This is a genomic window from Pontibacillus yanchengensis (assembly GCF_009856295.1).
GTDB lineage: Bacteria > Bacillota > Bacilli > Bacillales > BH030062 > Pontibacillus > Pontibacillus yanchengensis_A.
Map to the genome: position 1 here is coordinate 387,120 of NZ_WMEU01000003.1, position 16,194 is coordinate 403,313.

Here is a 16,194-nt window from a genome sequence, read left to right on the forward strand (position 1 = left end):
TAACTATCCTAAAAAAGCCCATGATTTTAAATTAATCAGATGGGCTTTTTAGAGTTAATAGGCATCTAAACTGTTAAATTATACCTTATAAGCGTCTCCCCCCTTCTAAACTTAACACCAGCCCACTTTCAAGCTCCATATTATCATGATCTCTTCTTTCTCCTGTGGTTTGTATGAAAGTGGGGGATATGTGAATACTAATATTTAGGTGATTTGGGTTCAATTCTAGGAGAGTGAAGATAATGCTTCTATCTGTAGTATGGGAGAAATACCAGCTAGATAAAAAAATCGAAGGTTATTCCCCTTTCACAATGAAGTCCTACAGTAATCAGTATAAAATGTTAATTCGACATTTTGGTGATATCGATATGAATACCATAACAACAGACGATCTTAAGAGTTATTTAGTAGAGTCAAGCGAACTATTAAAACCTTCAAGTTTAGGTCATAGAGTCCGTTGTGTAAGATGCTTGTTTAAGTGGGCTTATGATGAAGGATTTATTGATAAGAACCCCGCAGTTAAATTGAAGGAACCTAAATTGGGAAAGCGCATTCCAAAATTTCTTTCGGAACTAGAGATAGAACATCTTCGAGAAGCATGTGAAACGTCTATGGAAAATGCTATTTTTGAATTTTTTTATTCAACAGGTTGTAGAATTGGAGAAGTAGTAAAGTTAAATCGAGAAGATATATCCTTTTCAACAAATTCTGTAATCGTACATGGCAAAGGGGATAAAGAAAGAGAAGTCTATTACAATACCCGTTGTTCATTATGGTTAAAAAGGTATTTGGAGGAACGGGAGGATGATGATCCTTGTTTGTTTTTAACGGAAAGAAGACCTAAGAAAAGAATAAGCAGCGATATGTTGCGTTATATCATTAAACGGATATCAAGTAAGGCCGGTATTAATAAAAACATTCATCCTCATCAACTAAGACATAGCTATGCTACGCATATGATCAACAATGGAGCACCTGTAGAAGTTATTCAAAGTCTATTAGGTCATGAAAAGAGCGAAACAACTAAACTATATGCACAGCTTAGCGGTAAACTGAGACATGATTTATATACGAAATACTTTTAAAAGAACACGTTCATATAGAATGTGTTCTTTTACATTTATTAAATACAATGAATGATTTTGTAATTTATTACTGAATTCATAAAGCATAATATTGATTATGTTTTTGTGAATTCTTGCGCATCCGGAGGCTTAAGTATATTAACTATAGGATTAATGGATAAATTATCTCGAATTCAAGTTTTCCATATTTGGGCACAAACCTGGAACAATGTTGTGTCCTTTATTTTTGTCTTGATTGTATAATATAACGGATTATTAACTGGGAATATGTGTTAAAATTCAAGTTGATTGATGAGAAATGTACTAAAACAAACTGGCTGTGGGGAACAAAAAAGTTATTACAATTATATAGGGAGGGTTTGATATAAAAAGAATCTACGTCTCCATTTTGCTTGTGACACTCATGAGTTTTATGGGAGGATGTTACTTTATCTTACGATTAAATAATATTAGCAACTTTATAGTTACTTTTTTAACGTTAACCTTAATAATTTTACCTCCAATGTTAATCTATTGGTTTCTAATACGTCCTGCTTTTATTCCGAAAATAGTAGTGTATCTAACATTTATTGTTTGCTTGGGTACCGCACATTTAATAATACCTACTTCGCAAAAGGAGTTTTTCAACCAAATCTTGTTCTGGCTTATACCAGCTGTAGAAATTAGTATTGTAATTGCGGTTTTATATACTATCATAAAAAGTTTCATAAGCTATAAGAGGAATAAGAATAGGAAAGAACATGACTTTATTGAATTAACAAAAATGTCACTTGAGCCCAAATTTGGAGATGGTTTTGTTTTAGAAGCGATTGTAACGGAACTTAGTGTTTTCTACTATTCAATTGTAGGATGGTTTAAAAAGCCTATTGCTAGGGATAATGAACAAATATTCTCATATCATAAAACTTCTCAAATTAAAACTATTGTTATCGTATTTTCAATTCTAATTATATTGGAAGGAATATTATTTCATTTTCTCATTCAAATATGGAGTGTTTTAGCAGCATGGATTTTTACTATAATAAATATTTACGCTTTGCTTTATATAATCGGACTATATAAATCTGTGATATTTTTACCTCATATTATCGATCATGAAAAAGTCGTCATTCGCTTTGGATACCAGAGCAGTATTAAATTGAATATAAGAAATATAGAGAGTATAAAAACTGCTAAAGAAATAGGTGGAATTGGCCAGAAAACACCTAAAGATACATATTATGCAATGTTGAATTTAGATTCCCCACAGTATGAAATCTTTTTAAAAGAACCTGAATTAATGAAAAGTTCATATGGAAGAAAGAAATATGTTAAAAATATTATATTTAGGACTGATAATCCAAAAGGAATGATTGAGGAGATAAATTCTAATATTAAATCTTTAAGTAATGGATAAATAGATAATTTAGCTATCACAGGGGAGATATTAAATGATTAAAGATATATATGAATTTGTAAGTGAAACACAGTTAAAAAAGTATGCAGAACTTGCTGTACAAGCTGGTGTAAATCTGCAGAAAAATCAATTATTGGTTATTCATAGTGATATACAAAATGCTACGTTTGCACGTCTGATCCAAACGGTAGCTTACGAGGCAGGAGCTTCAAATGTATTTATAGATTGGACAGATGAACAGTCCACTAAAGAATTTTACATGAATGCAGCAGATAGTTTCATTGATCATTTTCCTGATTGGCAGGCTGCCCGTTTTAAGGAGTGGGAGGATGCAGGTGCTGCTTACATTCATATTATTTCTGAAAACTTAGATGTCTTTGATGAAGTTTCTACAGAAAGGGTAACTCGATACCAAAAAGCTTCTCGTACCAAATTAAGAGATTATTATGCGAAAATTAGATCCCACGAGGTACGCTGGTGTCTCCTAGCTGTCCCAAACGTTGTATGGGCAACTAAAGTATTTCCTAACCTAACTACAGATGAAGCTTTACAATCATTATGGAAATTAATTTTAAAAGGATCTCGGGCAGATGGGGAAAATCCTATAAAAGATTGGGAGAGTCATAATAGAGCCTTCGAGTCTCGAAAAAAGTTCCTAAACGAGAGCCAATTTGAAGCCCTGCATTTTACAAATAGCCGTGGAACTGATTTACTAGTTGGTCTACCTAAAAATCATCTGTATATCGGTGGGGGGGTCATAGATAAAAATGGAATACCTTTCTTTCCGAATATTCCTACGGAAGAAATATTTACTGCTCCCCATAAAAATAAGGTGAATGGCAAATTGGTAGGTACTAAACCTCTTATCTATGGAGGAAGTGTCATTGATGAATTTTATCTAATTTTTAAAGATGGACGGATTACTGACTATTATGCCGAAAAGGGACAGGAAGTGTTACAAAATCTCATTGAAACAGATGAAGGTTCACATTATCTTGGTGAAATTGCCTTAGTATCTAATAAATCTCCTCTTTCTCAGGCAGATACTCTTATTTACAATACCTTGTTTGATGAAAATACGTCCTGTCATATTGGAATCGGAAATGCATCTCCCTCCAATATTCAAAATGGCATTGACCAATCTGAGGAAGAGTTGAAGATAGCGGGTTTGAATACTTCAATTTTGTTAGTCAATGTGACATTTGGTACCGGAGATATGAAAGTAGAGGGTATTAAAGAAGGTGAATCTAAAGTCCTGCTAATGAAGGATGGGGATTTCCAATTTTAAAAACAGAGAAAACGGATTTCTGGTGGATTATACTTAGTGCTAGTTATAATGAAGACAAATTGGATAGCATTCCTGTAACAATTGGAGATTAAGGGTTATGTTTGTGAAAGAATGTACTTAAACAAACAGGTGCTATAGTTGAAGGTTATATTTACCAAATTATCTTGAATTCAAGTCTTCCAAATAAGGGCGCGAATCTGGAATAACAGAGGTTGCGCTCTTTTATTTATGAACCCAAAAGTAAAACAAATAATACTAAAATATAATGGATATTTATGTTAATGTAAAAATGTGTTTATTTAAGAGGGCATTTTATGATTACCAGTATCGGAATTCCAGGGTTAATATTGGCAATTATTATACTTGCAGTGTTTATTGGTCTAGGAATATTGATTATTAAAGGAGTAACACAAAGAATAAAAAAGACCAACAGATGATTTAAAAGCAGAAATTTCAAACCTTAAAAAGAAAGGTAATGAACTTGAAAATGAAAGTATGGAAAGTGTAGTTACACCTTTACTAGATAAACTTATAAAATTGAAGAGGAGTAAATAATATGAGTACTTTAATACCTTTCTTCGCTATAGGAAGTATTGTATTAGTAATAGGAATTTTTAAGTATAGAGAATTCAAAAAAGAAAAAGTGTACTCAAAAAGGAAACAAGTTACAGAGATGGAGAAACCAAGTGAAGATGCCTATAAAAAAGCTGAAAAAGGTAAATCTTTAGGAAGAGGTGGGGGGCCATTTTAAAACCATAGAATGAAAACTATCTTAATTTCAACTGATCATGATAAGGGCGCAAATCTGTAATAACAGAGGTTGCGCTCTTTTATTTAAGAACTAAAGTAGAAAAATAATACTAAAATAGAATGGATATTTATGTTAATCTAAAAATGTGTTAAATAAGGGGGCATTTTATGATTACCAGTATCGGAATTCCGGGATTAATATTGGCACTTTTAGTACTCGCAGTATTTATTGGCCTAGGAATATTGATTATTAAAAGAGTAGCACAAAGAAGCAAAAATCCAACAGATGATTTAAAAGCTGAAATTACAAATCTTAAAAAGAGAGTTAATGAACTTGAGAATGAAAACAACTAATTATTTCTTCAACTATAGGTTGCGTTGTTGGTTGAAGAATAAGTTATTTAACTATTTATAACATCATTATAAGGAGTGAGTAGTTTGTTAGGCTATTATAGCAGTTTATCATCAGAAGTATATGATATGGACAAACCAGTGGGCCATTCATTTGGGGATGTAGAATTTTACATAGATCGATTAAGTTCTGTTGAAGGAAATATTCTTGAACCTGCAACAGGAACACCTGTCAGTTATGTCGCTCCTTTACGAGAAATTAGTATCCTATTTGGCCCCATATAATGGATTTTAGGCAGAGGGAATGATAATACAATATTCAGGAGGCGTTAGAAGTGCAACTTAATAAAGAGATATGGAAATGGTCAAGCACCATCCCTGATTGGCAAAATGATTTATTAAGGAGGCTGTATGAAAAAAACGAACTTAATGATGAAGAACTGAATCAAGTACAAGTAAATATATTATCAAGTGTAGGCATTCACTATAGAGAACCAATCATAAGTAAGTTGTCTAAAGGTGCAATACCTGACAAGAATTTAGACAAAGGAATCAAGCTTAAATCCTTAGATAATATGGTAAATGTAGCTGCAGTGGATCAGCAATATGGTATTGAATTTAATACAGAAGGTCTAACAGTAATTTACGGTGATAACTCGGCTGGTAAATCAAGTTATGCTAAGGTTTTAAAGCAAGCTTGTCGTGCAGTTGATAATATTACTAAAATTTATCCAAACATATATAGAGAGGATAGCGAAAGTGTAGGTACTGCTGAGATACAAATTATTGATGAGAATCAAAATGTTCATTACATACAAAGGGATATGAATACGTCCCCTGAGAGACAGTTATCACATATAAGTATTTATGATTCTAAGTGTGGACAGATATACGCAGAAACAGAAAATAGTGTTGTTTTTATACCGAGTGAACTACAAATATTTAATTCGTTAGCAACAATCCAGAATAGAGCAAAAGAAAATCTTAATGCAGAAAAAGATTCTCTTAAAGAGACTGAACCCAAAATTCCAACATTTAAAGAAGAAACAAAAGTAAAATCTCTAATCGATAATATTTCAAAAAACACAAAATATGAGGTAGTTGAAGACCTTTGTACCTTTACAGTTGAAGATGAAAATAGATTGGAACAAATAAATAAGGATTTAACTGTGTTATCTGAATCAAATCCTCAAAAACATTTAAAAGATCTAGATAGAAAGATAAAAGATGCGAAAATGTATCAACAAGATATTAGAGAAGTAGTTAATGGATTGAAGGATGCTAATATTGATGCTTTTTTACATAATCATAGTTGTTATAAAGATGCGAAAGAAACACTTCGTATAGCTACGGAAGAAGCTTTTAATAAACAACCATTAAACGGCGTTGGTTCAAATCCATGGATGAACCTATGGGCTACCGCAAGGAAGTACCATGAAGTTGCGTATAAAGAAACAGAGTTCCCAAACACAGAAGTAGGAGCCAAGTGCTTGTTATGTCAGCAAGATTTAAATGAATCGGGAAAAAATAGGCTGAATACTTTTGAGGACTTCATTCAAAGTACCATCTCAAAAGAGAAAGATGAATATGAAAAGTCACTAAAAGAATATATTAAAGTATTTAAATCTCTGCCATTAGAAAAAATTAAAAATGCTTCCATAAGAGATTATTTACAATACGATACCCCTCTGTTGGAAACAAGTATTAATGAATTAATTCACTCAGCTCATGAAATTGTATCAAAAGCAACAAATGCTGAAAGTGAAGGAAATATTGAACTGCAATATTTGAACAAATTTCCCATAGAAGAAATAGAAAATTGGATAAGAGATAAGGACTTAGAGCTAGAATACAGAAAAAAACTTGCGGAATCTGATAATAGAGAAGAGTTAAAAAGAGAGAAAGTTGAGTATGAAGCAAAGGAACAAGCCGCTAAAGTAAAAAGTGAAATTAAAACCTTAGTGGATATAAAAGTTAAGGAAGAAAAGTATGATAAAGCAATAAGTCTATTATCTACTACTAATATCACTAGAAAGTACAATGAATTAGCTTCAGCTTTTATTTCAAATCATTTTAAAAATCAAATTGAAAAGGAATTAAAACACCTTCGTTGTGACAATGTTTTGTTTGATATCAAGAGTAGAGGAGTTAAGGGTCAAACTACAATAAAATTAACAATCGATACAGACAATAAAGCTGATTTAGTTGATGTTTTTAGTGAAGGTGAACAAAAGGCGCTGTCATTAGCTTTCTTTCTAGCTGAGGTTTCATCAATGGAGAATAAAGGTGGAATTATTCTAGATGATCCTGTTTCTTCATTTGATCAAGGGCGTAGAGAATATGTAGCTCAAAGGCTTATAGAAGAATCTGAAAATAGACAAGTAATAGTATTTACTCATGATATTGTTTTCTTACACATGCTCGAAAAGTTCGGTGAATTAAGGCAAGTTAACATTAAACGAAATGTTGTGCGAAGAATTGGTAAAACAGCCGGTATTATTTCTGATGATCTTCCTTGGGTGGCCCAAAATGTGAAGAAAAGAATAGGATATTTAAAGAATGAGTTACAATTATTGAAGAGAAAACAGGAAGAGTTAAATCCTGATAAATATTCTTTAGAAGTAAAGAGTTGGTATTCCCTACTTAGAGAAGCTTGGGAAAGGTCAGTTGAAGAGTTAATGCTAGGTGGGGTAATAGAAAGGTTTGATTCTAGTGTGAAAACTCAACAGTTAAGGAAAGCGAAAGTAAGTGATGAATTGATTCAAAAAGTTGAAAAAGGAATGACAAAATCTTCAACCATGGTTCATGATGAGTCCCGAGCAATAGGTAGGATTACACCTTCACTAGAAGAAATGGAGAATGATTTAAAGGACCTAGAAGAATTTAAGAAGGAATTTAAATAAGAATGTTGAAGAACAAAATGTATAAAGATACAATCAGCCTAGAAACTGAATTGAAGTTCCCTAAGGTTATCTTTGTAACAAGTACAAAGTGAAAGAAATTTATCTAAAGGTATTTTTGTAACAGCAAAAAATAAGAACGTTGATATACAGGTGTTTGTAAATGGATGTTTTTAACGATATCTTTGTAACAATACAATTTTTTACTAGATTATTAATTTCATAGTAAGGGTTCAAAACCACCTGCTTTTTAAAGTAGGTGGTTTTTTCTATGCTTTCATACAGAGAGTTACGATGTAGCCCTTTCATGTGAACCCCAGCCATTCCCACAAGATAAGTTAACATCGATTCACTGCATCCATAGTGTAACGTTTATTTCATTGAATTTACGTTAATGATTTCCTTCGTTGATTGTTTAATGATAGCGATTCCTTTATTGGATAAACTAGGTAGTTTAGCTATAATGAAGCGGCCTTTCCTTACACCTGTAGTGAATAATTTAAAGGTTTATAATGTAAAAGGAATTTGACATTTTTGAAGCTATCGTTATACTTAGTAAGTGTCAAATACTCTTTACATTTTTGGTTGGGAGGAGTTAAATAATGGATTGGGTAAGGATTGTGTATTCCGTCATATTGATAGTTTGTGGCATTTTTATGTTTGTTGCACCACTGTTTCAAAAAGGGGACGAAAGAAGGAAGTTTATAAACACGAAAGCTCAATCATATGCTTTTATCGTCGTTGTGGGTATGCTTCTTCTGGATGTTGCGCAGTCCAGTTATCTATCTATTCGAGGTAACGCTCCTGAGTATGGCAGTGGGGTTTCGCCATTAGTTTTTCTTACGGTGATTTCTATTATATATGTGGGAACATTACTGAGCTACAGGAAGAAATATGGTGGTTAAATGAAAAATCACATCAAGGCATTTAGAAAATCCCTTACATTATCCCAGGCAGATTTAGCTAAACTGTGCAAAGTATCCAGACAAACGATAAATGCGATTGAAAATGATAAATATGACCCTACTTTACATTTAGCTTTTGATATAGCCTCTGTGTTGAATACCACAGTAGATGAGCTTTTCATCAGTGATTCAAATAGAAAATGATACAATGGGAGCTCTTTTTATTCGCCTCCTAACATCTCAATAGATTTATGACGCGCTGAAACAAACATTTTCTCTACTCTTTTGACCAAAGATTATCAACTTATGAAAATAACGTACAGCACCATAAATTTAGTAGCTGGTATGTAGTGGCTATAGGTGAAAAGTAGCTAAACACTCTAGTAACTTCCCTTTTGAGGAGCGAATCTGGATTAAATAGATTCGCTCCTTTTTGGAGTGTTTTCTTTAAAAAAGGAGAAAAGTACACGTAAGCTTGTTAAGGTACAGCTAAGCTAACTATATATCTAAGTCTGTACGTTGCTGAGCGTTTTTTTGTGGATAACTCTTATATTTTTTACATTTTTACCACATTTGTGCCAAACCATTGCCAAATCATTTCTCTACAATAAGAATTACAGATTCATTAAGGAATGAATACACATTATTTAAATAGAGAGGTGGGGAGCTATGATGGATGAACATCAAAATCAAGTCGACCCAAATCAAATTACAACGAAAGAAAGAAAGCAAGGTTTCAAATGGGTGTTTCGTCTTACGACAAGCCTATTGGCTGTAGCAGCGATTCTATTTATAGGAGCCTTTTCCCTAAATAAAGCGAATGTCTTTCCGTTTGATTCCGCATCATCAAATGTCGACAAAACGAGCGCGGAAGCTTCCAGTGACAGCAAGGAAATCAATACAACGCAGTTATCCACGAGCAATTCCGAAGAAGATGCGGCTGTCGTAGAGGCAGTAGAAAAAGCATCGGGGGCAGTTGTTGGTGTTAAAAAGTATAGTCAGTCTCAACAAATGTTTGAAAGCAGTCAGGCTGGAACAGGTTCTGGTGTCATTTATAAGAAAGAGAGTGGCTCAGCATATGTCGTTACAAACAACCACGTTATCGAAAATGCTGCTTCCCTTGAGGTGATTTTAAGCGGAGGCAAGAAGGTGAAAGCGGAACTTGTTGGAAGAGATCCATTTACAGACTTAGCCGTTCTGAAAATGGATGGTAAGAATGTTGAAAATGTAGCTGAATTTGGTTCTTCTAAAGATCTAGAAGTTGGTGAAACTGCCATTGCGATTGGAAATCCACTCGGTATGAAATTTGCTGGCTCTGTCACGAAAGGAATCGTTAGTGGCTTAGACCGTTCCATGCCAGTAGATATTAACAAAGACGGAAAAGTAGATTGGCAGACAGACGTTCTACAAACAGACGCAGCCATTAACCCAGGTAATAGTGGTGGTGCCTTGATCAACTTAAGTGGTAAAGTCATTGGGATTAACTCTATGAAGATTGCGAAGGAAGAAGTAGAAGGACTAGGGTTCTCCATTCCAACCTCTACCGTGAAGCCAATTATTCAAGATCTAGAGCAAGACGGGGAAGTAACACGTCCGTTTATGGGAGTATCAACGAGAGATTTATCCTCCATTTCTGCACGTAATCAGCAAGAAGCACTGAATCTACCAAAAGATGTTGATGCAGGTGTGGTAGTAGCAGCTACAAAAGCAGACTCTCCTGCCGATCAAGCAGGATTAGAGAAATATGACGTCATCACTCAAGCGGATGGAAATGAGATTGCATCCCTAGTAGAGCTTCGTAAATATATCTATGAGAATAAAGAAGTAGGAGATGAAATGGAATTAACATTTTATCGTGACGGTCAACAGCAAACGACTACGCTAACATTAGGAGAATAATTTCTCTATAAAAGGGAGAAGGCAACTAGACATTGCCTTCTTCTCTTTACATAATATCTAGTTACCATAAAGGAGATGTGTAGTATGAAAAAATTAATACCAGTATTACTGTCTATTGTAGCTATCCTATCATTAGCTGCATGCAGTAATGGCAGTGAATCATCATCTAATTCGGAAGTGGTGGCTTCCACGAAAAATGGGGACGTAACCAAAGAAGAATTCTACAACAAACTTGTCGATCAGTACGGCGATTCCGTTTTGAAAAAAATGGTTTATGACCAAGTCCTTTCTGAAAAGTTCTCTGTCTCTGATGAAGATGTACAAAAGAGATTGGAGCAAATGAAGCAACAGTACGGCGATCAATTCCAGTCTGTATTAGAGCAAAATGGATTTAAAAATGAAAAACAATTTAAACAAGCGATTCGCTCCTCCATGTTGAAACAAAAAGCAGCAGCTGAGGGAGTGGAAGTGTCAGATGAAGAAGTGAAACAATACTACGAGAACATGAAGCAAGAAGTAAAAGCAAGTCACATCCTTGTAGAAGACAAAGAAACTGCAAGTGAAGTCCAAAAGAAATTAAATAATGGTGGAGATTTTGCTAAACTAGCGAAAGAATATTCAACCGATCAGCAATCTGCCCAAAATGGCGGAGACCTTGGCTATATTTCTACCGGAGAAATGGTACTTCCATTTGAAAAAGCAGCCTACAATTTAGAGGTTGGGAAAGTTAGTGAACCCGTTAAATCTCAATATGGATACCATATTATTAAAGTAACCGATAAACGTGAGAAAGAAGACACCTCATCTATAGGAAAGTATGAAGAGATGAAGGATCAACTACGGGAAGAATTAAAGAGTCGAAAGGGTAGTCAGGAAAATATTACAGAAGTGATGAAAAATGCTGATGTAAACATTAAAATAGAGGATCTTAAAGATAAGATTTCTTTTGAGGCCCAAACGCAATCAAACAAGTAACGTGAATCATGACCAATGGTACGAAGCATACTAAACAAAAGAGTGCGCCTTTTAGAAAATAAGAGCATTTTGTATGGTTCAGAGAGACCCGAAATATGTTATCATAAACATATATTGGGCGATGATACCCTTTAGAAAAGGTACATCACTAACTTAACAATTTTTTTGTTACCATCCATTAATGGACATGTCTGGTAACTATATGGCATAACGTTATATAGAGGCATCGCACATTACGGTGTGATGCCTCTTTGTGCAACTTAAGTGAGGATTGGTTAAAAAGTCTATTAGAGGTGAAAAGTATGAACCTAAAAAGGCGTTATCTGGCCGCATTGCTCGTATTTTCCATGATCCTTGGAGGCGTTGCGACCTATACAGCAGTTCAGTTTCTACAAGCTGGGACAGGACAAGCACAAACGAATCAGGAAGAAAGCAATAAGCAAGCAAGTACAGACGGTGAGGGTCAGACGAGCGATGAATCCGTTGGGGATATTTTGGATGGTTTAAAAGAAAACAATGATGGTGAGCTATCCAAAGTTGATAAAGCCTATTCCCTTATTCAAGAGAAATACGTGAAAGACACGGAATCGAAAGAGCTAATTGAAGGTGCGATTCAGGGAATGCTGGATACGCTAGAAGATCCTTACAGTACGTACATGGATAAAGAAACAATGGAGCAATTTAACAATTCAATTTCCTCCTCATTCGAAGGAATTGGTACAGAAGTAAGTATGGTGGATGGAAGAGTTACCATTGTATCTCCATTTAAAGGCTCTCCAGCTGAAGAAGCTGGCTTAAAACCAAAGGACCAAATTGTCAGTGTTGACGGAGAAAATATTGAAGATATGGATTTGTATGATGCCGTACTTAAAATTCGTGGTGAAAAAGGAACAACCGTTTCACTCGAAATTGACCGTCCAGGTGTGGAAGAGAATTTAACGATTGATGTGAAGCGTGATACGATTCCAATCGAAACGGTTTACTCTGAAACAAAAGAAGTGAATGGCAAGAAAGCTGGCGTGTTAGAAGTTACGTCATTCTCTGAAAATACAGCAGCTGACTTTGATAAAAAGCTAAAAGAATTAGAAGAGAAAAACATAGATGGACTTGTCATTGATGTACGAGGTAACCCAGGTGGGCTATTTACGGCAGCTCAAGATATTTTAGAGAACTTCATTCCAAAAGATACACCATATGTACAGATTGAGAATAGTGACGGGGAGAAAAAGCGTTACGTTTCAAACCTTGAAGAGAAAAAAGGCTATCCAATTGTTGTATTAATAGATGAAGGTAGTGCATCAGCTTCGGAAATCCTAGCAGGCGCAATGAAAGAAGCGGGTGGCTATGAATTAGTTGGTACGAAGAGTTTTGGTAAGGGTACCGTTCAACAAGCACTTCCTATGGGAGATGGCAGTAACTTGAAGTTAACGATTTATAAATGGTTAACGCCTGATGGAAACTGGATCCATGAAGAAGGTATTAAGCCAACCAAAAAGGTGGAACTACCTGAATATTATTACACCAATCCAGTTCAAATTGATAAGACTCTAGAATATGATATGAACAACGATAAAATTGCCAACGTACAGAAGATGCTAGAGGGTCTTGGCTACGATTCTGGTCGTAAAGATGGGTACTTTAGCAAAGAAACTCAAGCAGCTGTAGAGCAATTCCAAAAAGAAAATGATTTAAAAGTAACAGGCACCATCAATGAAGAAACAGGTAATAAACTTCAATCTTCCGTCGTAACGAAGGTGCAAAATAAAGAGAATGATACGCAAATGAAGAAAGCTCTTGATGTATTATTTTCTAAATAAACAAGAATGATTGTTCATCTTAAAATCCGTAGCCTAAGGGCTGCGGATTTTTTATATGCGTAAGGAAGTAAGTTTAATGTCTAGTTCTAGCGTCCAGCAAACTTCTAGCTCCTCCGTATGATAGCCAACATCGAATCACTCATGTTGTCGTGTTTACTTTATCTCCTACGGATTCAGGGGAAGTACGCAGCAAGCATCGAACAACCTACGTCGTGTAGGCCGCAGCTCCTAGGGCCCCCGTGCTTTTCTTAATACAATTTAGAATAGTGTTTTCATTTCGGGCATTGTGGCGTACAATCAAAGTATATATACCATATTTATAAATTGTAAATATAGAGAGTGAACGTGGAGGGTATCAGTACATGGAATCATGGCTTTTGGAAGTGGCAAAGGGAATCGGGCGCTTATTTTTACATCCTTTGTTTTATTGGGCAATCTGTTTAACGTTTCTAGCTTCAATAGCAAGAATTAAGCGTGAACGACGTGATTTTGGGATTAAGTTATTTAATATTTTCTCAGAATGGAAAGGTACATGGGGGACAAGCCTTCTAGCAGGTCTAATTCTATCGATCATCACTATTAGTTCAGGGATTGTATTTCCGTATGCGATGGTATTGCTGTGGACAGCCATTGTCATCCTAGTGACTATAATGAAGCGATTTAGTTGGTTATCTGCTGCTTATACAGCGAGTATCACCTTTTTAGTGTTTTTGTTTTTACCAGAAGATACGCTCTCCTTTCTTCCAACGAGTTGGGTGGATGGACTGAACCAAGCCAGCATCATATTTATGCCTATACTTATTGGTACACTACTCATTGTTGAAGCGGTATTAATGAAGCGTCAGCATAGCAACTCCTCCTTCCCACAATACATAAAAGGAAGCAGGGGTAAAATCATCGGGCAGCATCGCGTGAAAAAACTAGCACTCATCCCAGCATTCTTCCTCATCCCTGGAGGTGCCATTGAACCTTTCGCTCCGTGGTGGCCAACCTTTTCCATAGGGGGGGGAAGCTTTGGACTCATGCTCGTTCCTCTCTTAATTGGATATGAACTTGTTATAAAAGGAATCTCGCCGAAACGAGCAGCTTCTCAATTAGGAAATTACCTAATCGTGCTCTCCTTCATTGTCATTGGACTTGGGATAGGTGGCATGTATGTGCCTATGCTTTCGCTCATTGGAGTAGTTGTTGCCTTCTTAGGACGTGAAGTCAGTGCATTTATTGTGAAGTGGAAGGATCAAGGACACAATCCTTATTTCACCCCACGTCACGATGGACTTCCAGTGCTTGGTGTCATTCCCCATTCAACAGCCGATAAAATGGGTCTCCTTGTAGGCGAACGAATAGAAAAAGTGAACAATTATCACGTTTCCAATGAAGAGGAATTTCACAAAGCACTTCAATCCAATGGAGCCTACTGCAAAATCGAAGTCCGCGACACAAATGGAGAGATACGTTTCGCCCAGCGCGCAATGTATGAAGGCGATCATTATGAACTAGGATTAGTATTCGTCAAAGACCGCCATCGGAAAGAAGACTCAAAAGGAATGAAGGTTTCTCAATAATGGGACGGAGGGACAGGTTCCTCGTCTCATTTTATTTCGGGAATTGCTAGGATGAGGAACCTGTCCCTCATCTCTAAATGACACGTTCTATATGGAACGTGTTTTTTTATGGATTGAGTTCACACGTTTGGTTTGAAATAATTGGTAATTAGCGTGGTTCCATTAAAGTAGTTAACAAAATAGTGAGAGATGACATTGTTTTTCTTTATGGTTTAGTTTTTATTTTCTTTGGAGTGATTCCTAATGAGTAAAAAAAAGAAACGTATGATATATATTGTTATGACAAGTATTCTCATAATAGGGTTGGTTATTTTTGGTGACAGACTTTCCTCATACAGGGAGTTATTACATAGAAATTATGTTGATGGGTTTGTCTCCTATTCACTGTCGAATTCCGTGATAACTGAATTAGATAAAGAGAGCATAGAGCAATTAACTATAAAAAGTGGAGAAAAAATGCTAGCACTGGAGCCTATTGTGGTATGTTCTAATGTTGAAGATTGTAAAAACTCTCAAATACCCACCATAAATGGAAAAGCTCCAAAGTATCCAACAATAAAAAGTGTTCATTCGGGAGATGAGATATTAGTTGATTTTAAGAATATGGATCCTGATGAAAGGGGGCTTACTACTATAAGAAATGGAGATCAACTAGTAGGATTTTTGAAAAATAATAGAATTGAAGTCATCCATGCTGGAGCGGATTTCGTTCTCTATAAAGTTTATGCAAAGTGGAAAAATAAACATCAGGACTCATATGGCATACTAGTTTATATATTTGAAGCGAACATATCACATAAAAGTTAAGTTTTTTATCCTTTTCATTGTTTTATACAAAGAAAAAAAGATTATAAGAAGGGGCTCGTGTAATGTGAAACAAGAATGAGAGAGAGTTAAGTCAATTAAAGGTGGCTGTTAGAAGGAATTTTTGCTAATAAACTTAAGTAAATAAAGACCTTATTCTTTATTGGGATGGAGGGACAGGTCCCTCATCCCAATTATTTCGGAAACCGAAGGGACGAGGTACACTGTCCCTTCGTCCCATTTTAAAAGAACCTTCTACCTCTAAAACCGCCGAAACCTCTGCGTCCAAATGGTCCAAATCCTCGCGGCCCAAATCCCCTACGTCCGAATGGTCCAAACCCGCCGAAGCCACGTCGTCTAAACCCTACACGATTGTATGGTCCGAAAAATGGCATACATGAATCATCCTTTCCTGTTTATTTGAAAGACAATGTTACACGAACTTCCATTGATGTATCC

14 protein-coding genes and 1 pseudogene are annotated in these 16,194 nt (G+C 35.4%); 14 read left to right on the top strand and 1 reads right to left on the bottom strand.

Going from position 1 to position 16,194, the window contains the following annotated elements; all coding sequences use genetic code 11:
* Positions 1–242: 242 nt before the first annotated feature.
* From GLW08_RS11760 to GLW08_RS11825, 14 genes and pseudogenes are all read left to right on the top strand, one after another.
* Positions 243–1,085 carry a tyrosine-type recombinase/integrase gene (locus tag GLW08_RS11760; protein ID WP_160848839.1) on the top strand — a complete coding sequence of 281 codons (843 nt, stop codon included), beginning with the start codon at positions 243–245 and terminating at the stop codon, positions 1,083–1,085.
* A gap of 634 nt (positions 1,086–1,719) precedes the next feature.
* The gene (locus GLW08_RS11765) at positions 1,720–2,481 is read left to right on the top strand and encodes a hypothetical protein (protein WP_237458415.1); all 762 of its coding nucleotides are present in this window, start codon (positions 1,720–1,722) and stop codon (positions 2,479–2,481) included.
* 34 nt (positions 2,482–2,515) lie between these two features.
* Positions 2,516–3,769, top strand: a complete 1,254-nt coding sequence (locus GLW08_RS11770) for an aminopeptidase (RefSeq protein ID WP_160848840.1) — start codon at positions 2,516–2,518, stop codon at positions 3,767–3,769.
* A 556-nt stretch (positions 3,770–4,325) separates the two neighbouring features.
* Complete coding sequence (locus GLW08_RS11775; RefSeq protein WP_160848841.1) at positions 4,326–4,520, top strand: hypothetical protein; 195 nt, start codon at positions 4,326–4,328, stop codon at positions 4,518–4,520.
* A 167-nt stretch (positions 4,521–4,687) separates the two neighbouring features.
* Complete coding sequence (locus GLW08_RS11780; protein ID WP_160848842.1) at positions 4,688–4,873, top strand: hypothetical protein; 186 nt, start codon at positions 4,688–4,690, stop codon at positions 4,871–4,873.
* A gap of 84 nt (positions 4,874–4,957) precedes the next feature.
* A pseudogene (locus GLW08_RS11785) lies at positions 4,958–5,098 on the top strand (class I SAM-dependent methyltransferase); the annotation flags it as partial.
* Between the two features lie 107 nt (positions 5,099–5,205).
* Positions 5,206–7,773 carry an AAA family ATPase gene (locus GLW08_RS11790; protein WP_160848843.1) on the top strand — a complete coding sequence of 856 codons (2,568 nt, stop codon included), beginning with the start codon at positions 5,206–5,208 and terminating at the stop codon, positions 7,771–7,773.
* 599 nt (positions 7,774–8,372) lie between these two features.
* Complete coding sequence (locus GLW08_RS11795) at positions 8,373–8,675, top strand: hypothetical protein (RefSeq protein WP_160848844.1); 303 nt, start codon at positions 8,373–8,375, stop codon at positions 8,673–8,675.
* Positions 8,676–8,879 carry a helix-turn-helix transcriptional regulator gene (locus GLW08_RS11800; protein ID WP_160848845.1) on the top strand — a complete coding sequence of 68 codons (204 nt, stop codon included), beginning with the start codon at positions 8,676–8,678 and terminating at the stop codon, positions 8,877–8,879. It abuts the gene before it with no gap.
* 465 nt (positions 8,880–9,344) lie between these two features.
* Positions 9,345–10,574: a S1C family serine protease gene (locus tag GLW08_RS11805; RefSeq protein WP_237458416.1), complete on the top strand. Its 1,230-nt coding sequence runs from the start codon at positions 9,345–9,347 to the stop codon at positions 10,572–10,574.
* Positions 10,575–10,658: 84 nt separating this feature from the next.
* The gene (locus GLW08_RS11810) at positions 10,659–11,549 is read left to right on the top strand and encodes a peptidylprolyl isomerase (protein ID WP_160848846.1); all 891 of its coding nucleotides are present in this window, start codon (positions 10,659–10,661) and stop codon (positions 11,547–11,549) included.
* A 302-nt stretch (positions 11,550–11,851) separates the two neighbouring features.
* Positions 11,852–13,366 (top strand): S41 family peptidase, encoded by a 1,515-nt coding sequence (locus GLW08_RS11815; protein ID WP_160848847.1) that lies wholly within the window; start codon positions 11,852–11,854, stop codon positions 13,364–13,366.
* 362 nt (positions 13,367–13,728) lie between these two features.
* Positions 13,729–14,931 carry a PDZ domain-containing protein gene (locus GLW08_RS11820; RefSeq protein WP_160848848.1) on the top strand — a complete coding sequence of 401 codons (1,203 nt, stop codon included), beginning with the start codon at positions 13,729–13,731 and terminating at the stop codon, positions 14,929–14,931.
* Between the two features lie 243 nt (positions 14,932–15,174).
* Positions 15,175–15,738, top strand: a complete 564-nt coding sequence (locus tag GLW08_RS11825) for a hypothetical protein (RefSeq protein WP_160848849.1) — start codon at positions 15,175–15,177, stop codon at positions 15,736–15,738.
* Between the two features lie 239 nt (positions 15,739–15,977).
* Here the strand turns inward: GLW08_RS11825 and GLW08_RS21645 are convergent, their stop codons facing one another.
* Entirely contained in the window at positions 15,978–16,130 is a 153-nt protein-coding gene (locus GLW08_RS21645; protein WP_202406288.1) for a hypothetical protein, read from the bottom strand.
* Positions 16,131–16,194 lie beyond the last annotated feature (64 nt).